This is a genomic window from Candidatus Lernaella stagnicola (genome assembly GCA_030765525.1).
GTDB classification, from domain to species: Bacteria; Lernaellota; Lernaellaia; order Lernaellales; family Lernaellaceae; genus Lernaella; species Lernaella stagnicola.
Window position 1 is genome coordinate 51,559 of sequence record JAVCCK010000020.1, and the last position, 17,491, is coordinate 69,049.

At 58.2% G+C, this 17,491-nt stretch carries 17 protein-coding genes; 16 read left to right on the forward strand and 1 reads right to left on the reverse strand.

All coding sequences use genetic code 11. The features are described from left to right. Positions 1-105 precede the first annotated feature (105 nt). The 5 genes from P9L99_08980 (at position 106) to P9L99_09000 (ending at position 5,301) form a co-directional block, all read left to right on the forward strand. Positions 106-1,008 carry a hypothetical protein gene (locus tag P9L99_08980; GenBank protein MDP8223480.1) on the forward strand — a complete coding sequence of 301 codons (903 nt, stop codon included), beginning with the start codon at positions 106-108 and terminating at the stop codon, positions 1,006-1,008. A gap of 87 nt (positions 1,009-1,095) precedes the next feature. Next, positions 1,096-1,368 carry a hypothetical protein gene (locus tag P9L99_08985; protein ID MDP8223481.1) on the forward strand — a complete coding sequence of 91 codons (273 nt, stop codon included), beginning with the start codon at positions 1,096-1,098 and terminating at the stop codon, positions 1,366-1,368. A gap of 96 nt (positions 1,369-1,464) precedes the next feature. Next, entirely contained in the window at positions 1,465-3,150 is a 1,686-nt protein-coding gene (locus P9L99_08990; protein ID MDP8223482.1) for a radical SAM protein, read from the forward strand. 101 nt (positions 3,151-3,251) lie between these two features. Further along, positions 3,252-4,337 (forward strand): zinc-ribbon domain-containing protein, encoded by a 1,086-nt coding sequence (locus P9L99_08995; GenBank protein ID MDP8223483.1) that lies wholly within the window; start codon positions 3,252-3,254, stop codon positions 4,335-4,337. A gap of 232 nt (positions 4,338-4,569) precedes the next feature. Beyond that, a complete protein-coding gene (locus tag P9L99_09000) occupies positions 4,570-5,301 on the forward strand; it encodes a hypothetical protein (GenBank protein ID MDP8223484.1) in 732 nt (243 codons plus the stop codon). An 88-nt stretch (positions 5,302-5,389) separates the two neighbouring features. Here the strand turns inward: P9L99_09000 and P9L99_09005 are convergent, their stop codons facing one another. Continuing rightward, positions 5,390-6,214: a hypothetical protein gene (locus P9L99_09005; protein ID MDP8223485.1), complete on the reverse strand. Its 825-nt coding sequence runs from the start codon at positions 6,212-6,214 to the stop codon at positions 5,390-5,392. Between the two features lie 193 nt (positions 6,215-6,407). Between P9L99_09005 and P9L99_09010 the strand changes: the two genes are divergently transcribed. The 11 genes from P9L99_09010 to P9L99_09060 all read left to right on the forward strand — a co-directional run bounded on the left by P9L99_09010 (position 6,408) and on the right by P9L99_09060 (position 17,486). Beyond that, positions 6,408-7,337: an alpha/beta hydrolase gene (locus tag P9L99_09010; GenBank protein MDP8223486.1), complete on the forward strand. Its 930-nt coding sequence runs from the start codon at positions 6,408-6,410 to the stop codon at positions 7,335-7,337. Between the two features lie 74 nt (positions 7,338-7,411). After that, positions 7,412-9,097: a DUF4388 domain-containing protein gene (locus P9L99_09015; GenBank protein ID MDP8223487.1), complete on the forward strand. Its 1,686-nt coding sequence runs from the start codon at positions 7,412-7,414 to the stop codon at positions 9,095-9,097. A 9-nt stretch (positions 9,098-9,106) separates the two neighbouring features. Next, positions 9,107-9,466 (forward strand): hypothetical protein, encoded by a 360-nt coding sequence (locus P9L99_09020; GenBank protein MDP8223488.1) that lies wholly within the window; start codon positions 9,107-9,109, stop codon positions 9,464-9,466. Between the two features lie 120 nt (positions 9,467-9,586). Beyond that, positions 9,587-10,789 carry an ornithine--oxo-acid transaminase gene (gene rocD, locus P9L99_09025; protein ID MDP8223489.1) on the forward strand — a complete coding sequence of 401 codons (1,203 nt, stop codon included), beginning with the start codon at positions 9,587-9,589 and terminating at the stop codon, positions 10,787-10,789. A 109-nt stretch (positions 10,790-10,898) separates the two neighbouring features. After that, entirely contained in the window at positions 10,899-12,182 is a 1,284-nt protein-coding gene (gene eno, locus P9L99_09030) for a phosphopyruvate hydratase (protein ID MDP8223490.1), read from the forward strand. Between the two features lie 153 nt (positions 12,183-12,335). Then, a complete protein-coding gene (locus P9L99_09035; protein MDP8223491.1) occupies positions 12,336-13,100 on the forward strand; it encodes a hypothetical protein in 765 nt (254 codons plus the stop codon). Positions 13,101-13,281: 181 nt separating this feature from the next. Beyond that, positions 13,282-13,437: a hypothetical protein gene (locus P9L99_09040; GenBank protein MDP8223492.1), complete on the forward strand. Its 156-nt coding sequence runs from the start codon at positions 13,282-13,284 to the stop codon at positions 13,435-13,437. 115 nt (positions 13,438-13,552) lie between these two features. After that, complete coding sequence (locus P9L99_09045; protein ID MDP8223493.1) at positions 13,553-14,662, forward strand: hypothetical protein; 1,110 nt, start codon at positions 13,553-13,555, stop codon at positions 14,660-14,662. A gap of 20 nt (positions 14,663-14,682) precedes the next feature. After that, entirely contained in the window at positions 14,683-15,477 is a 795-nt protein-coding gene (locus P9L99_09050; GenBank protein ID MDP8223494.1) for a hypothetical protein, read from the forward strand. Between the two features lie 29 nt (positions 15,478-15,506). Continuing rightward, on the forward strand, positions 15,507-16,250 hold the full coding sequence (locus P9L99_09055) for a hypothetical protein (protein ID MDP8223495.1): 744 nt from the start codon (positions 15,507-15,509) through the stop codon (positions 16,248-16,250). Between the two features lie 84 nt (positions 16,251-16,334). Next, positions 16,335-17,486, forward strand: a complete 1,152-nt coding sequence (locus P9L99_09060; GenBank protein MDP8223496.1) for a TIM barrel protein — start codon at positions 16,335-16,337, stop codon at positions 17,484-17,486. The last annotated feature ends 5 nt before the right edge of the window (positions 17,487-17,491 follow it).

Consider the following 17,491-nt stretch of genomic DNA (forward strand, 5'->3'; position numbering starts at 1 on the left):
TATGCAGGCAGTTTGCGCGAAGTGGCCCGGCGCGGTCAAGCCAAATTGACTCAGCCGCCCAGGCAAACTAGAATCCGCCGGTACGTTGGAAATATGGAGAACAACATGAAAAAGAATTGGTATTTGCTTCTGAGTGTTGTTTTCGTGGTCATGGCGATGACCTTCGGGGTCACGTGCGGTGATGACGACGACGACGACGACGACGACGACGACGGCGCCGGTGGTCCGTGCGCCGAGTTTTGCAGCACGATCAGCGAATGCGGCTTGGCTGGATTGATCGGCGCGGTGAACATGGACGACTGCCAACAGTTCTGCGAATTCGACCTTGCCGCGGATGTCGGCAATTGCGTCATGAATGCGGAGAATTGCGCGGCGGCCGAGGCCTGCCTGGAAACAGCGGACGACGACGACGACGACACCGCCGGCGACGATGACACGACCGGGGACGATGACACCGGCGGCGACGATGACGACGACGACGAAGGCGCGCCGGTAGTCAAAACGCCGGTGATTTCTCTTGCGGCCGACGGCTTCAGCCAGCTCATTTGGAGCGAAACGAACTTCATGCGTGAGTTCAATGAAGTCGAACAGGTTTTCATCGGTTTGTCGGTAACCGATTTGGAATGCGACCTGAACGGCGGCAAGATGTACTACAGCCTCGATGAAGGCGGGTCGGTCGAATACGACACGATTCCCAGTTACATCAAGTGCAGCGAGGCGCAAGCCGGAACCAACATGTTCGGCTACTACCTCAACGAAATCGAAGGCGCGATGGAGCGTACCGACAGCAAGGCTCCGCACATCTTCCGGATGTGGGTGGAAGACTCCGCCGGGCACATGAGCAACCAGAAAACGTACTCCTACGAAGTACAATTTTACAACACGAATATCGGCGGCACGATGTCCGCCTTTGAAACCGAGCCTCTGCTCGACAAGGACGGCAACGAAATCAACTTGTCCGACCTAAGCGGGAGGATCGTCGTCTTCACCTCCTTTGCCAAGTGGTGACCGTCTTGCAGTAGCGAGGCAGGTGACCTCGCAGAAGACGCGGCAGAGTACGATTCGAATAGTGATCCGGTCACCATCATCGGCTTGATGGGTCAGACCAACAGCAGCTACGACGTGGAAGCAGCCGACCTGGCCGATTGGGATTCCGATCACGGTTGGGACGCCTACGACAACATCTACTCACTCGACGACGGCGGCTTTACCAACGCCGACCCGTATAACATCAACCAATTCATCCCCTACAACTGGATCATCGACGGCGACGGCGTGATCCGCTTCAAAATGGTCGGCTACGGCACGATCGGGGGCCTGAGCATCACCGATTGGGTCGTGCAGCAATTGCTGGACGAAATGAAATAGCCGTAGGATCATTCAGCGTAACACTCACCGGTCGGGCCTCGCGCCCGGCCGGTTTTTTGTTTGCGCCGCACTCCGCCTGCGGCTAACGTACGACCCATGACTCGCAAAACCGCGACACAGCACGCCGCCTGGCGCGCCGCCGAGATCGGCGAACCGCTACCCCAACGCGGGTGGGGGCGGGCGGTTGCCGTCTACCCCGGCCCTTACAACCTGGCCATGGCGAACCTCGGCTATCAGTGGTTGATGCACGCCTTGGCCAAAAACGGGTTGGCGGTCGCTCGCGCCGTGTGGCCGGAACGTGGCTCCAGCCCGGAGACGCTGCGCTGTATCGACGACGACCGTTCAGCGGCCGACGCGGACATCTGGTTCGTCTCGGTGTCGTTTGAAAACGACTTGGTGCACTTGGCGGCGATGCTGCGCCTTGCCGGGTTGCCCGTGCGCGCGGCGGAACGACGCGAACGCGATCCACTCATTGTGGCCGGCGGCGTCGTGCCGACGATGAATCCGGAGCCGATTTCCGAACTGGCCGACGTGTGCCTGCTCGGCGAAGGCAACGCCGCGCTGGCGCCTTTTTTGGAGCACTGGCGAGATGAAGCGCCGCGTGACCGTGCGGCCTGGCTGGCGAGTCTCGCGCACGTTCCCGGCGCGTACGTGGGGCGCTTCTATCACTCGCGTTACGAAGGCGAACGACTCCAAGCCCTCGAAGCACAAGCGGGGTTTCCGGCCCAGGTCAAGGTGGCGCGGGAAGCGGCCATCAACCCGGTCGAAAACCGCACTCACCTGCGCGCGCCGGGTGCCGTGTTCGGCGATTCCATGCTGGTGGAAGCCGCGCGGGGCTGCACGAATCGCTGCCGGTTTTGTGCCGCCGGACATGTGTTTCTGCCCTATCGACCCGCCGCGCCGCCGTCGGAAGTGCCTTCCTTGGGCGAAAACGTGCTCGGTCTGGTCGGGTCGAATGTTTCGGGGCATCCGGACTTGGCCGCCTGGCTCGAGTTCGCCGGCGACCGCCGCGTGGCGTTGTCTTCCATTCGCCGCGACACGCTGGATGAGGAAACATGGCGCGCGTTAACGGCGCGCGGCTTGGTATCGGCGGCCATCGCTCCGGAAGCGGGCAGCGAAGGTTTACGCCGCGTCATCAACAAGCCGGCGACCGATGAGGAAATCCTGGTCGAGGTGCGACGCGCCATTGACGCGGGCGTCCAGAATTTGAAGCTGTATTTTATGGTGGGCCTGCCGGGTGAAAGTGGCGATGACGTGCAATCCATTGTGTCCTTGGCGCAACGGTGCCGCGACACGGCGATGGACGGCTGGAAAAAAAAGGGTTGGGCCGGGCGCATTACGCTGAGCGTCAATCCATTTGTCCCGAAACCGCACACGCCATTCCAATGGCACCCATTCGGCGCCGAATCTGAACTCAAGAAGAAGCTCCGGATGATCGCCCAAGAACTACGCCGCACGCCGAACCTCGAGATGCAAAGCGAAAGCCTACGAGCCGCGGTGTTGCAGGCGCTGCTTTCGGTCGGCGACCGGCGGGCCGGGGAGTTGGCGCGCCTGGTTGATGCCGAGGGGAGTATTCGCCCGGCGTTGCGGGCGTGGCAACCCAACCACCAAAGTTTGTTGGCCGCGGCATTTCAATTCGACGATGCGCTGCCGTGGGACGCGGTGGACATGGGCATCCGGCGTTCCTACCTCGAGCAAGAGTATCAAGAGGCGCTCGCGGGGCGCACGACGCCGCCGTGTCGGCCTGAGTCGGGATGCCGTATCTGCGGCATTTGCGGCTGAGCGACGCGTCACAAGCGGCGTTGAGGTGCGAGCGGGCGTCTTGTTCTCGGCGGCGCGAATGTGCTTAGATTGCCGCCATCTCATCATTCGGCGGAGGAACCATGGCGCGATGCCAATCTTGCGGTGCGGAAATCAGCGAAGGCATCAACTTCTGCCCCTACTGCGGCGCAGCCGACCCGGTGCGCACGGCGTCCGCGGAGTCAGGTAGCCAAGTTGTCAAGGTTGACGACAACGGCGGTTTGAGTTCGAAGAGCGCGGGCGGATCCGGTTTCGGCCGGGAGATGAAAACCTTTTCGTGCAATTCCTGCGGCGCGAAGGTGAGCTACGACCCCGCCCTCAAGACGCTGGCCTGCGCGTACTGCGGTTCGACCTATGTCATCGAGAAAGAGGCGAAGGAAGAAACCGAGCGACCCGGACGCATCGTGCCGTTTATGCACAATCAGCACAAAGCGGAAGAGCTGTTTTGGACGTGGTTGGGCAAGGGGTTTTTCCGGCCGCGCGATCTGACGAAAAAGAGCGCGATCAGTGAAATACGCGGCATGTACATGCCTTTTTACGCCTTTGATGCCGACGTGGATTCCCAGTGGTCGGCCGACTCCGGTTATTTCTATTACGAAAAAGAGCCGTACTCGACAAAAGACAGCGAGGGACGCACCGTCACCAAGTATCGCGATGTGCAAAAGACGCGCTGGCAACCGGCAACCGGTCAGCACGCCGCTCATTATGACGAGTGGCTCGTGTCGGCTTCCAAGGGGCTGGACCAAGAATGGGTGCACAAAATCAGCCCCTTCCCTATGGCGGACGCGAGATCGTACAACAGCGACTACCTGGCCGGTTTCGCGGCGGAGAACCCCTCGATCGTGCCGCGGGACGCGCAACAGACCGCGGGCGCCGAAATGCAGCAGGCGGAGAATGCCGCTTGCGACAACATGGTCCCGGGAGACACCAGCCGAAACCTGCGTGTGGACTCGGTGTTCCGCCATTGGCATTACGACTTGGTGATGCTGCCGTTGTGGATTTCGGCCTACCGGTACAAGGGGAAAGTCTTTCGTTTCCTGGTCAACGGCCAGACCGGCGAGGTGCAAGGCAACGCACCTTTCTCGTGGCTGAAACTGATTCTATTGATCCTCGGCATTGCCGGCGCGGCGGGCGTCATCGCACTGCTCTACGACCTTTTCGGCCACTAATTACACGAAGTTACAATACGTAAAACCCGACCCTTAAAAGTTGGTGCCTGGCCCCAATTTTTGAACCCTCTATTCTTGTAACTTATTGAATAATAAGAATACAGGTTTAAGAAAACCTTGGTGCCTGTCCCCAACGAATTGGTTCATTATGGACCACATTCACTCGATGCGTTCGTGGTTAAATTTACAAAAATAAGGGAAAAAGGCAGGTCAGAACTCGAATGGAGCCGTCATGAATCGTTTGGCAAAAGTGCTTGTTTTCATCGTCGCCATCGGCTTGTTCCCCGGCGTGGCGGGTGCGACGTGGTTCGCAAATACCGAAACCGGTGTCGTGTTTTCCGGCTACAACGACGCCCAAATTCCCGGCGACGTCGGTACGCGGTTTTCGTTCGTGGACGACCTCCGCACAGCGCCGCACCCTTATTTTCGGCTTCGCGTCGGCAAAACGATCGCCCGGCGGCACACCATCGCCGCCCTCTACGCACCGCTGACATTGTACGCCGACGGCGAGTTCGATCGCGCCACGCGGTTCGACGAGAAAACCTATCCGCCTGATACCTCGTTGCGCGGTACCTTCCGGTTCGACTCGTACCGTCTGACCTACCGCTACGATTTCTACCTATCGGAAAAACTCGAAATCGGAGCGGGTTTGACGGCGAAAATCCGCGACGCCGAAATCGCCTTGGGCAGCTACGGATACACAAACACCGGTTTCGTGCCGCTGGTAAACCTGCGACTCAAGTGGCGTTTCGCAGACTCCTGGGGGTTGCTGTTGGAGGGCGATGGTCTCGTCGGTCCGCAGGGCAGGGCGGAGGATTTCCTGCTCGCTTTCGAAGCCGATCTCAACGAACACGTCGCCGTCAATTTCGGCTATCGTATTCTAGAAGGCGGGGCCGACAACGACAAGGTTTACACCTTCAGCCTGTTGCACTATGGAGCGCTCGGCGTCACCGCCCGGTTTTAGTTCCGAGGCCGTGCCTGCCCCCAGGTCATCGGCCATAACCTATCGAAATAATCCGATTTAGTCCCCGTGCCTGTCCCCGCGTTGCGGGCTACTTGCCGCCCCCGGACAAAAAGTAGAGGCAGTTCACAAACAGTTTCAAACCGGTTTGCGTGAAGATCGTCGGGTCGGATTGATAACCCCAGAAAATCACGTTGCCGTCTTCGATGGCCACGGCGGAAAAGCCCGAACCGGCCGGCCGTTCCAGCGGGGCGATCACTCCGTACGGTGGAATGATAAAATCGTGGTAACGCAACCACACACCGAAAAGGTAAATGTCGAGAAAGGAGCTTTGGGCCGCCGCGAGGTCGTAGGGTTTGTTGAAAATATCTTCTTGGTAGAGAGCAACGACTCCCTGGCTGACGTTGGCCTCGTCGAAACCGCCCGCCCAGCCAGCTTCTTTGCCCAATTGGTTGAGCAATTCGCCGCCGCCTTCGTAAATGCCCAGGATCGGAATGCCCTGCGCGGCGATGTGGCTGTATTGGTTGATGTTGTACCAAGAGGTGTCGGATTCCACTACGATCACGTCAATACCCGCGAAGTCGTTGGCCGTGACTTGGTCTTCTCGAATCGGCACCACGCCCACGCCGAAATCGGGCAGCAGGGATTGGTAGTCGCCCACGAACGCGTCGCTGTTGAAAATGTAGGCAATCGTGATGTCGGTTCCTGCCGTGTCGTCGTCGCCGGCGGTGTCATCGTCGGTCGCGTCGTCGTCGGCCCCACCGCCGCCGTTTCCGTCACCGCCGCCGATTCCGCCGATTTCGGAATCATCGGCGGCCTTCTTGTCGTTGTCGTCGCCGACGGTTTGGCAAGCGATGAACGCCAGCATCAGCGCCAACGAGAGCAAGACGACCAAAATTTTACGTTGCGTGTTCATGGCTGCTCCTGCGTAGTGTCAGGTCTTAATTTAACCCATTGAGATTGCTCAGCAACCCCTTGCGTGTGTTATGCCTTTCGAGTAGGTTTTTGTCTAATACAGTTTTCATGCAGCACAAGGCATATTAGGCAATCCATTGCGGCCGGATTTCTCGCGCCATAGGGGGCGAGCCAACTAATTGCGGAGCGGCGGCGTGCGCAAAACGAAACCCAAACGGGTACGAGCCATTCGGGAAAATCGCGTTTGCGGTGCCGACGGCGTGCCCATTTGGTATCGCGCCACCGGTGACGGACCGGCGCTGGTTTGCTGTAACGGCCTGGGTGTTTCCACTTTCTTCTGGCATTACATCGAAGAATATTTCGGCGCCACGCATCGCATCGTCGTCTGGGATTACCGAGGCCACGGCAAAAGCGGCATGCCCACGGATTTCAGCGATTGGTCCATGGACATCAACATTCACGACCTGCAGGCCGTGCTGGACGACGCCGAAATCGACCGCGCCGTGCTGTTGGGGCATTCGATGGGCTGCCAGGTCGTGTTGGAAGCCTGGCGCCATATGCCGGAACGCATTGCCGGTTTGGTGCCGATGCTGGGGGCGGCGGGCTCGCCGATAAAAACCTTCCTCAACGCCGAATTGTCCGAGCATGCCTACCGGGTCGGTTGGTTCTTGGCCATGCGCGCCGATCGTTTCGCCAATGCCGTGACGCACTTTATCGCGCGGCGCAAGTTCTCGTTTCACGTGGCCAGGCAGTTTGTGATCGATCGCCAATTGGCGGGCTGGGAAGATTTCGAAGCGTATTTTCAACACATGGGCGACTTGGACGTACGCGTGTTTTTCGCCATGGCCGAAGCCATGAACGCCCATTCGGCCGATGACCTGTTGCCGAGTATCGACGTACCGGTTTTGGCGGTCGGCGGTGAGCGTGACCTGTTTACACCCTTCTATTTGACCGAAAAAATGGTGGCGACGATTCCCGACGCCGAGTTGTTGCGCATCAAAAAGGGGTCGCACGCGGCCGTGGTGGAGCAACCGGAACTGATCAATTTGCGTCTGGAGAAACTTTTCCGGGAGCGAATTCCGAAATGGTTCGAACCGTTGACAGTTAAAGCCCAAGGTCGGTAGGATGGGATCATCGGGAGAAAGACACTTTCACGCTAGGGAAAGAATCGTGTATCCGAATTTCGCGGGAGGACAGTATGTCTGATGCGTCGGTCAAGGAGGGGTTCGTCAAGGGCTCTTTGACCCAAGTTCCATTCCCTAAGGTTTTGAATTTCGTCAACTTGGCCGGTAAGAGCGGCATCCTTGCCTTAAGTCAAGGAAAACGGAAGGTACACATACATTTCGATCGCGGTGAAATCGTGTATGTGACCAGCTCCTATTTCCCCGAAATGTTGCTCGGTGAATACCTCGTCAACGAGGGACTGATCGGCAAAGAAGTACACGAGGAATCCATCGAAGTCGTACGGGCCGAGAAGGTAAAACTCGGCGCGTACCTCGTCGAAAAAGGGCATTTGTCGCCGCACGACTTGTATGACGCCCTAAACATGCAGGTCTCGAAAAAACTTTTCAAAATGTTCGCCTGGACCGAAGGGGACTTCTTCTTCCGTGAGGGCGAGATCATCGGCGAAGAACATCGCATACTCAACATTTCTTTCCCCAACCTGCTTTATCGCGGTATCCGCTTCTATATGCCGTTGACCAAGCCGCCGCAGGGATTTCGCGGTCGCAAGGAAGACGTGTTGGTCAAGCGCTTGGCCGGCCGATACCGTATCGAAGACCTACAACTCGGCCCGGCCGATGTGCGCGTGTTCAATCTTCTTAACGGCGAACGAACGCTGAGGCAGATCATCGCCGCTTCGAACATGAGCAAACGCTCGGCATACAAAGTTCTTTACGCGCTGTTCCTGCTCGAACTTGTCGGCTTCCCGGAGGCCTACCGAAGCGACCGGATAACCACCGAAAAGAAGAAGAAAAAGCAGGCGCGCGAGAAGAAAAAAGGCGCCGGCTTTGAAATCCAGGTATCCAACGATCTCATCGCCGAAGCCATGGCAAGCGTCGATCGCATCCGGCAAGAATCGGAAACCGACGTGCAGTTCGGTGACTTTCAACCGTCGGATTCCATGCAATCCGCGCAGCAAATGGCCGGCCTGTCGCATAGTGGACGGGGCGCGGCCGACCCGGCAGCGGAGTTTCTTTCCAAAGTCGACGCCTCGCTGGCTGACGCGCCGGAAACAAGCTCGGAGGATTTCCTGACCGGGGAGCAGCGGAGAACCGCCCCCGCCCCCCCCGAGGAGAGCGCTGATGATTACGGCCTGGCTGCCGCTGCGCCGGATACCGACCCCTTTGCGACGCTCGGGGGCGGTAGCGATTTCGGCGATGTCGATTTGGGCGAAGCGGCGGATTTGGGAGACGGAGGAGTTTCGGTCGACGACTACGGGCTCGACAATGACGGGGATTTCGACACCGAGCAAGAAGCGAGCGGCGGTGGCTTGTTGATGGATGTGGACGACTTTTCCAATCCGGAGGACCTAGTCAAGCAAGCCGGCTATCTGCTGGACGACAGCAATTGGGAAGAAGCGCGCCGTTTCCTGCAGAAAGCGATCGAGATCGACGAGAATAATTGCGACGCCTATGCGCTACTGGGTTGGGCAATGTTCAATGCGAACCCGCACGATTCCGACAACGTGCGCGAGGCGGAAGGCGCGATTAAAAACGGCATGAAAATCAACCCGAATCGCTATCTTCACTTCCTGTATTTGGGAAAGATCTACGCGGCGACCGAACAGTTCGAGTTCGCCGAATTGCATTTCGTCAAAGCATTGGAACTGAATGTCGAATGCAGCGAAGCGAAAGAAGAGATCAAGCGTATTCACAACCGCTGATAAGTGCTTATGAATGATCTGCCCGGTGATTTTGAGCAAATGCGCGCCAAGCGCGTGCGCTATGGTCGGTATTTGTTGGCGTGTATCGCAACAATATTCGCCGGCCTTCTCTCGTTGCTCGCCGTGACCGCCTGGAAAATCGTACTGATTCTGTTGATCGCACCGACGTTATTCGGCGGCTACGCCTCGGGAGTGTACGCCCGCAACTGGGCCAAGGAATACCTGCTAAACACGGGCCGCCCGCCGGAAGACGCGGAATTGGGGTCCATTCTGTCGGGAGTTAGTACCGGGTTGGCGGGCACAATCGCCTTGGCCATCGTGCAGTATCTGGCCGTCGTCCTGTTTTTCCACATTGGCGCGCTCGTTTAGTCGACAGACAAAAAGAATCCGGATCCTTACCCTCTGTGTGTTGACAGCCGCCCGGCTCCCGGATAATTTCCATACGGCTTATTGCTTCGACTCTTCCACTGGCCGATGAGGTGTTCAGCCATGACGAAAACACAAACGATTATCGAACAAACCGAACGTTACAGCGCTCACAACTACAAGCCCCTGCCGGTGGTCATCACCGCCGCGGAGGGCGTCTGGATGACCGACATCGAAGGTCGACGCTATCTGGATTGCCTGTCGGCTTACTCGGCTGTGTCCCACGGGCATGGTCATCCGCGCTTGCTTCGCGTGATGCACGAGCAAATCGACCGCTTGGTCGTCACCAGCCGCGCGTTCCACAACGACCAACTCGGGCCCTGGGCGCAGGAACTATGCGAACTGTGTGAAATGGAAATGGCGCTGCCGATGAATACCGGCGCCGAAGCGGTCGAAACCGCCATCAAAATCGCCCGTAAATGGGGCTATCTAGTCAAGGGTGTGCCCAAGTACGACGCGAAAATCATCGCATGCCGCGAGAATTTCCACGGCCGCACGACAACCATCATCACGATCTCCACCGACGAACTCTACCGCGAAGATTTCGGCCCCTTCACGCCCGGTTTTGAAGTCATCGAGTACGGCGACGCCGACGCGCTCGAGGCCGCCATCGATGAAAACACTGTGGCCTTCCTTGTCGAGCCGATTCAGGGAGAGGCGGGCGTGCGCCTGCCGCCGGAAGGATACTTGCGGCAGGTTCGGGAGCTTTGCGACAAGCACAACGTATTGCTCATCTTTGACGAAATTCAAGTCGGCCTGGGCCGTACGGGAAAGATGTTCTGCTGGCAGCACGAAGACGCCAAGCCGGACTTGATCACCCTGGGCAAAGCGTTGGGCGGCGGCTGCGTGCCGATCAGCGCGTGTGTGGGCCGGCGCGACATACTAGGCTTGTTCCGCCCCGGCGAACACGGATCGACCTTCGGCGGTATGCCGCTGTCCTGCGCCGTGTCGCGCGAAGCCTTGCGGGTGCTGATCGAGGAAGACCTCACCGAAAAGGCGCGCCTCCAGGGCGAGAAACTGCGGCGCGGGTTGGAATCGATTCGCTGCCCGCAGATCAAGGAAGTTCGCGGCAAGGGCCTATTGCTCGCCCTCGAACTGGAGCCCGGCAAGTGGACCGCGCGGCAAGTTTGCGAAGCGTTGCAGGAAGAGGGCATCCTGTGCAAGGAAACTCACGAAACGACCATCCGCTTTGCTCCGCCTTTGATCATTGAAGACGCCGAAATCGACATGATCATCAAGGCGACGAAAAAAGTGCTGGAAACCTAGCACACACGGCTAGGTGAGAACCTGCTTGCGTCGATAAATAACCGTCTTAGAATAGCCTCGGGCCGGGGGAGCCCGTTTCCCCGTCATCCCCGCAAAAAGGAGTACGAACATGGCGAAGATCAGCCGTATCCACGCTCGGGAAATTCTCGACAGCCGTGGCAATCCAACGGTGGAAGTGGACCTGCAAACTGATACCGGAATCCTGGCGCGCGCGGCGGTGCCTTCGGGCGCCAGCACCGGTGTGCACGAAGCCATCGAACTGCGCGATGACGATAAGGGGCGGTATCTCGGCAAGGGCGTGCTCAAAGCCGTGAACAACGTCAACGAAATCATTGCCAAAGCCCTGATCGGCAAGCCCGTCGACGAACAAGCGGCTCTCGACAAGGCGATGATTGAACTCGACGGCACGCCGAACAAGGCGCGGCTGGGCGCCAACGCGATTTTGGGCGTTTCATTGGCGGCGGCGCGCGCGGCAGCTCAAGTGGCCGGCGTTCCGCTGTATCAGTTGATCGCGAGATCCGACAGCGCCACGCTGTTGCCGGTTCCCATGATGAACATTCTCAACGGCGGCTCGCACGCGACGAACAACGTGGACATCCAAGAGTTCATGATCGTCCCTGTCGGCGCGCCCTCTTTTCGGGAAGCGTTGCGCTATGGCGCGGAAGTCTTCCACAACCTGAAAAAAATTCTGGTGGCCAAAGGCTACGCAGCGGGCGTGGGTGACGAAGGCGGCTATGCCCCCAACTGCGCTTCCAACGAAGAAGCTTTGCAACTGGTGATTCAAGCCATTGAACGCGCCGGATACGAGCCGGGCAAGGATATTTTCATCGCTTTGGACGTGGCGGCCAGCGAGTTGTACCGAGACGGCGCGTATTACTTCCCGGCCGAAGGGCTGGATGGCGTACAACCGGAGGAATTGACCGCTCTGTACAAAGGCTGGCTGGCGAAATACCCGATTATTTCGATCGAAGACGGCCTGGATGAGGACGATTGGGACGGCTGGCAGAAACAGACCGCCGAGTTGGGCAACCGCGTACAGTTGGTCGGTGACGACATTTTCGTGACCAATCCCGAACGACTGCAGCGGGGCGTCGACGAGAAGATCGCCAATTCCATTCTTATCAAACTCAACCAAATCGGCACCTTGACCGAAACCTTGGATGTCATCCAAATGGCGAAGGACGCCGGCTACACGCAAGTGGTCAGCCACCGCAGCGGCGAAACATGCGACCCCTTCCTGGCCACCTTGGCCGTGGCCTGCAACACGGGTCAGGTCAAAACCGGCAGCGCCAGCCGCAGCGAACGCCTCGCCAAGTACAATGAACTCTTGCGCATCGAGACCGAATTGGGAGAACAGGCCCGCTGGATCGGCAAAAATGCCTTCCCGCGATAGATTCTAGGAACGGCTACCAAGCCGGCCGGCGAGTCGTCAGTCGGCTTGGTTTTTTTGCGTTTGGCCCTTTGACAAAAAGGCGTTTTTCATAGTACCTGAAAATGATTGATTTTTGGTCTCATGTAAATCACCCTGACCGAGTGGAGGGAAAAAATGAAGAAACTATGGTTCGTACTGATTGTGATTTTGGCTTTTGGTTTGTGTACTTTTGCAGCTTGCGATGAAGGCGGCGGCGGTGGCGGCGGCGACGACGATACCACGCTGCCCACGGACGATGATACGGCCGGCGACGACGACTCCGGCGACGATGACGCGGTCGACGATGACGACGATACCGGCGGCGACGATGACGACAACGACACCGGCGGCGACGACGATACCGGCGGCGACGACGATACCGGCGGCGACGATGACACCGGCGGCGACGACGACACCGGCGGCGACGACGACACCACGGCCTGGGATGGCACCTGCGTCGAAGTGGCCGATGCCATGATCAACATTTGCGAAACGACCTTGCTGGACGGCGACGGCGTGCAGCAGAATCAAAGTGGTCTCACCACGTGGTGTGGCCTCAGCGAAGGCTTGTACGGCAAGACCGATTCAGTTTTCTGGAATTGCATGGGCGAGTGCGCCATCAACCAGGGGTGTAACGCCGGTTGCTTCGACGCCTGCCTCGCTCCGGGAGATCCCGGCGGCACGGGTTGCGCCCATACCTCGCACGACATCTACAACTGCGAAATCATTTTCCTGTTCAACGGTACTCGCTATTGGATTCCGGAACTCGACATGCACAACGTATGCGACACCTTCAGAGATCCGTGGAGTTGCTACCAGACATGCGTGGACAGCGAGTGCGACGGCAGCGCGAGTCAGGGCGAAGATTGGATTACCTGCATCACGGCCAACTGCTCCTAGAATATCGACGAATTTTTACGGGGCCGGGCGTTACAGCCCGGCCTTTTTTGTATCCAACCGCCGGGATCGTTGCGTTGGTAAAAGCCTTTGACACAACGGGACGCTTTGTAATATGGATATAGACGAGGCTTTTTAGTGGCCGTGTGAAGTTTTTGTATTTATGGTTTTTGGAGGTGTGAAAATGAGCGCGCTTGTTTTACAGCCGAAGTTCGTTTTCACGCTCGTTCCCGCCTCGCCCCTTATCAAACAGCTTGCATACGACAACATGGTCCGCGATCTCGAGTACCACACCGCGTCTCGCGGGGCGATGATCGTGGCGGCGGTCGGCGACCACTAAACGTGCAGAGACAACGCGACCGGCGCGTCAACGCGGGCCGCTTGACGATTGGACGTGTTACCAACGCAGCGTGGCGATTTCACCATGGATTGCTTTCAAACGTTTGGAGGATGCCATGAATCGGCGAATTTTCTGGTGTTGGCTATTGGTGGTTTTTCTATCTCTCACTTTATCAGCGGTTACTTGTGGCGACGACGATGACGACGACGTAGTCGACGACATCGTCGCGGCCTACGGAGAGCCCGACGATTGCGACATTGTCGGCGCTGGGCTTACGGAGGTGACGGGGGCCGTCGTCAGCGAAAATTGCCAAGCGCTTGGCCTGACGCTAGGGCTTGACGAACTACTGGTGAACCCGACCTTCAAGATCTACGAGGCGCGCGGGCAGTACGCGATTACCAACGACAACGAGTACTTCATTCGCGGGCTCGGCCTCGGCGAAGACGACTGCTACGACAGCCTGCTACACAGCGGCGTATTTACGATTCGCGTTCAGCTCATGGAACCCGGCGACACGGTGCAATTCGACGTGGTCACTGTTACCGCCGGGCATGCGGGCGCGTTCTGCTCCGTCGTGATCGAAGCCGATATCGATGCGCTGGGCGACGACGACGACACGTGGACTGACGACGACACGTGGACCGATGATGATACGTGGACCGACGACGACACATGGACCGATGATGATACGTGGACCGACGACGACACGTGGACCGACGACGACACGTGGACCGACGACGATACTTGGGTCGACGACGACGACGACACGGTATTTTCGGATAGCTGCGAGTCCATCGCCGACGGCATGGTCAATATATGCGCCATCTCGATACTGGACGCCAATGGAGTCGTGGCTGACGAATCGGGGCTCGTCGAATGGTGCGAACTCAGCGAAGGTCTTTACGGCAAAAGCGAGTCGGTCTTTTGGAATTGCATGGGCGAATGCGTGTACGATGAGTTCTGTAACGACAACTGCTTCGACGATTGTCTCGCGCCAACCGATCCCGGCACCGGCTGCGGGCACACCGTGCACGGCATCTACGACTGCGATGTCGTGTTTCTCTTTGACTACACCAGCTACTGGATTCCGGAACTCGATATGCAAAATTCATGCGAGTTCTTTTCCGACCCGTGGGCATGTTACCAAAGCTGCGTCGACAGTGAATGCGATGGCAGCGGCCAGCAGGGCGTGGACTTGATTGACTGCTTGAACGCGAACTGCTGAGTCGGCGAAAGGAAGAAACGATGAAACGACACTTGATCATATGGGCCATCGTTTTGGCGACGGGCATCGCGGCGTGCCTACCCTTCGGGAGTTGGGACGATGACGACGACGATTCCACCCCGGTCGATGAAAATAGTTGCCGCATCGACGCCGGGCCGATGGCCGAGGTGGAAGCCGAAATCGTCGCGAACAACTGCGAAGCGCTGGGCTTGGCGATCGTGCTGGATCAACTGCGGGTCGATCCCACCTTCACCGTGTTCCAGGTTAGCGGCCAATACGCAATCAACAACAACAACTCGTTCTATCTTCGCGGAGCGGGCGTCAACAATGCGGAATGCCTCGCGCCCATCGCCCACGCGGGAGTCTTCGAGGTGTGGACACGTTCTCTGATTTGCCAGACCAGCGTGCGGCTGCAGGTCGTGGCAAGTGCCGCGCCCGACGCGAATCCGTTTTGCGAACTCGAAATTAATACGTCTTTGCAGTGCAATCGTGACGAAAACGACACCGATGACGACACAGCCGGCACCGATGACGACACCGGTGACGACGACTTGGTGACCGATGACGACACAAATAGTGACGACGACACTGACGAATGGCCGGCCTGCGACGACATTTACTCGTTTATGTATGACATCTGCGGGTTCGCTTTTTTCGACAATGACGACCAAGAAATTCAGTTGTCCGACGTAATCGCCATGTGCGAGTCCGACGATGAGGACTTCGGCATCGAAAGCGATATCGCTGCATGCATTATCGACAACTACGGCGATTGTGACGTGATGGCCGATTGTCTCGTGGCTTTATTCAAATGATTTTCAATATACGCCGAAAGGAAAGGACCATGAAAATCACGTGGTTGCCTTTTTTGCTTTTGATTGTGATCGCCACAGCGGGCGCTATGGCGCTCGGCTTCTCTTGTGACGATGACGACGATGACGACAACAACCCCGAACCGGTGGAAGCAACCTGCGACATCTCGGCCACGGACATGACGAAGGTCGAGGCGGCTTTCGACGCCGAGGATTGCCTGAACGTGGGCGTGCAGTTCGTGTTCGACCGCCTCATGGTTGATACGAGCGGCACGATCTTCCGCTTGCAGGGCCAGTACGCCATCACCAACGAAAATGTGCTTTATTTACGCGGGCGTGGGGTCGAGCGCTTGTGCTTCGACCGCATCGAAGGCGCCGGCGTGTTCAACGTGTGGGTCGAAACGATGGCCCCGGATGACGATTTCTTTGTCGAAGTCGTCTCGGCAATGGGTACCGACGCGCTGCCCTTCTGCCGCATCAATGTGCAAGCGCAGTTCGCGCCGATCGACGACGACACTTCTTTGGACGACGACACGGCTGGCGACGACGACACCTGGTCCACCGATCTGTGCGCCGACCTGTACAACTGGTTGTATCTGGTGTGCGGCCTCTCCTTCTACGACGAGGATGAAAATCTGATTGACCTCGACGACATCATCGACGAGTGTGAAGCCGAAGACGACGTGTGGGGACCGCAATCGGATATTTTCGCCTGTTTGGCGCAAAACGACGAATGCGAGGCGGCCGCCGAATGTATTTCGGATATTCTCACGTAGCGCGGGCCGGCGTCGTTTGCCCCTCCGCGCGGTAGATGTTAAGAATGCGGTAAGGTTTCAATCATCAAGAAGGGGTGGTACGCCATGGCACTGGTCGATTTACGTCGGCAGGCGACACGGCGGTCGCCGGACCAGCTTGTCGCGCAACTCAATAGTTTCGAGTTGGATCTGAAATTTTCGGCTGGTATTTGGTGCTTTTCACCACCGGGCAATCGCTTCCACGACAAATACAAACCCGAGATCGACATCGAGCAGCGCCTGGAGATCGCCGCCGGATTGGCCGACAGCGGTTTGGTCGGGTTGGAAGCCCATTACCCGAACGAAATCAACGAAAACAACCTCGATCTCTGGAAAAAGTTCTGTGCCGATACGGGCATTCGCCTCGTAACCGTCGTACCATTACTGTTCCACGAGGCGCAGTTCGAATTCGGCTCGCTTTCCTCGCCCCTGCCCAACGCGCGACGCGCCGCCATCCAGCGCGCGGTCGAAGCCTTTCAACTCAACCGGGAACTCGATACGGATTTCGCCGTCGTGTGGGCCGGTATCGACGGTTTTGAGAATCCCTTCGGCATCGATTTCCCCGCAGCGCGGGACCGTTTCGCCGAGGCGCTCGCCGTGGCGCTCGACGCCGTGCCGGGGTGCCGGGTGGCTTTTGAACCCAAGCCCTACGAGCCGCGCGGGCGACAGTTTTACGGCACGACGCCGGAAGGTCTGCTGCTCGGTTTCAAAATCGAGCGCATGCTCGCCCACCAGGCGAATCACAAGTTGATGCGCGAAGGCCACTCGCTGGTGTGTCTCAACCCGGAAATCGGCCACATGCTGATGGCCTACGAGGACCTGGCGTATTCTTTCAGCCAAGTGCTGGAATACGGCCGCTTGGCCCATATTCACGTCAACAGCCAGCCGCTGGGCAACTTCGATCAGGACCTGAACGTCGGTGTCGTCAGCCCCGAGCAATTGGAGGCGGCGCTGTACGTGTTGAAAATGCACGGCTACCAAGGCTACTTCGGCATCGATATCAATCCCGAGCGGCAACCGATCGAGCAGGCGATCCGCAACTCGATCGACGCGATCCGCGCGGCTAACGACCGTATTAATGAATACGACCACGAAGCGGTGATCTGGGCCACGATGAACCCCCACCGCGATCGAGGTTGGTTGGAGGCGTATTTGATTCGGCAGCGCGCTCCGTATCCGGACCGCCTGCCACCGTTGCCGAATCCCCGGCGTGAATAGGGGGC

What these genes read in the sequence shown, in the direction of transcription:
- P9L99_08980 (MDP8223480.1), top strand. Translation starts at nt 106, where the DNA reads ATGAAAAAGAATTGGTATTTGCTTCTGAGTGTTGTTTTCGTGGTCATG.
- P9L99_08985 (MDP8223481.1), top strand. Translation starts at nt 1,096, where the DNA reads ATGGGTCAGACCAACAGCAGCTACGACGTGGAAGCAGCCGACCTGGCC.
- P9L99_08990 (MDP8223482.1), top strand. Translation starts at nt 1,465, where the DNA reads ATGACTCGCAAAACCGCGACACAGCACGCCGCCTGGCGCGCCGCCGAG.
- P9L99_08995 (MDP8223483.1), top strand. Translation starts at nt 3,252, where the DNA reads ATGGCGCGATGCCAATCTTGCGGTGCGGAAATCAGCGAAGGCATCAAC.
- P9L99_09000 (MDP8223484.1), top strand. Translation starts at nt 4,570, where the DNA reads ATGAATCGTTTGGCAAAAGTGCTTGTTTTCATCGTCGCCATCGGCTTG.
- P9L99_09005 (MDP8223485.1), bottom strand. Translation starts at nt 6,214, where the DNA reads ATGAACACGCAACGTAAAATTTTGGTCGTCTTGCTCTCGTTGGCGCTG.
- P9L99_09015 (MDP8223487.1), top strand. Translation starts at nt 7,412, where the DNA reads ATGTCTGATGCGTCGGTCAAGGAGGGGTTCGTCAAGGGCTCTTTGACC.
- P9L99_09020 (MDP8223488.1), top strand. Translation starts at nt 9,107, where the DNA reads ATGAATGATCTGCCCGGTGATTTTGAGCAAATGCGCGCCAAGCGCGTG.
- rocD (MDP8223489.1), top strand. Translation starts at nt 9,587, where the DNA reads ATGACGAAAACACAAACGATTATCGAACAAACCGAACGTTACAGCGCT.
- eno (MDP8223490.1), top strand. Translation starts at nt 10,899, where the DNA reads ATGGCGAAGATCAGCCGTATCCACGCTCGGGAAATTCTCGACAGCCGT.
- P9L99_09035 (MDP8223491.1), top strand. Translation starts at nt 12,336, where the DNA reads ATGAAGAAACTATGGTTCGTACTGATTGTGATTTTGGCTTTTGGTTTG.
- P9L99_09040 (MDP8223492.1), top strand. Translation starts at nt 13,282, where the DNA reads ATGAGCGCGCTTGTTTTACAGCCGAAGTTCGTTTTCACGCTCGTTCCC.
- P9L99_09045 (MDP8223493.1), top strand. Translation starts at nt 13,553, where the DNA reads ATGAATCGGCGAATTTTCTGGTGTTGGCTATTGGTGGTTTTTCTATCT.
- P9L99_09050 (MDP8223494.1), top strand. Translation starts at nt 14,683, where the DNA reads ATGAAACGACACTTGATCATATGGGCCATCGTTTTGGCGACGGGCATC.
- P9L99_09055 (MDP8223495.1), top strand. Translation starts at nt 15,507, where the DNA reads ATGAAAATCACGTGGTTGCCTTTTTTGCTTTTGATTGTGATCGCCACA.
- P9L99_09060 (MDP8223496.1), top strand. Translation starts at nt 16,335, where the DNA reads ATGGCACTGGTCGATTTACGTCGGCAGGCGACACGGCGGTCGCCGGAC.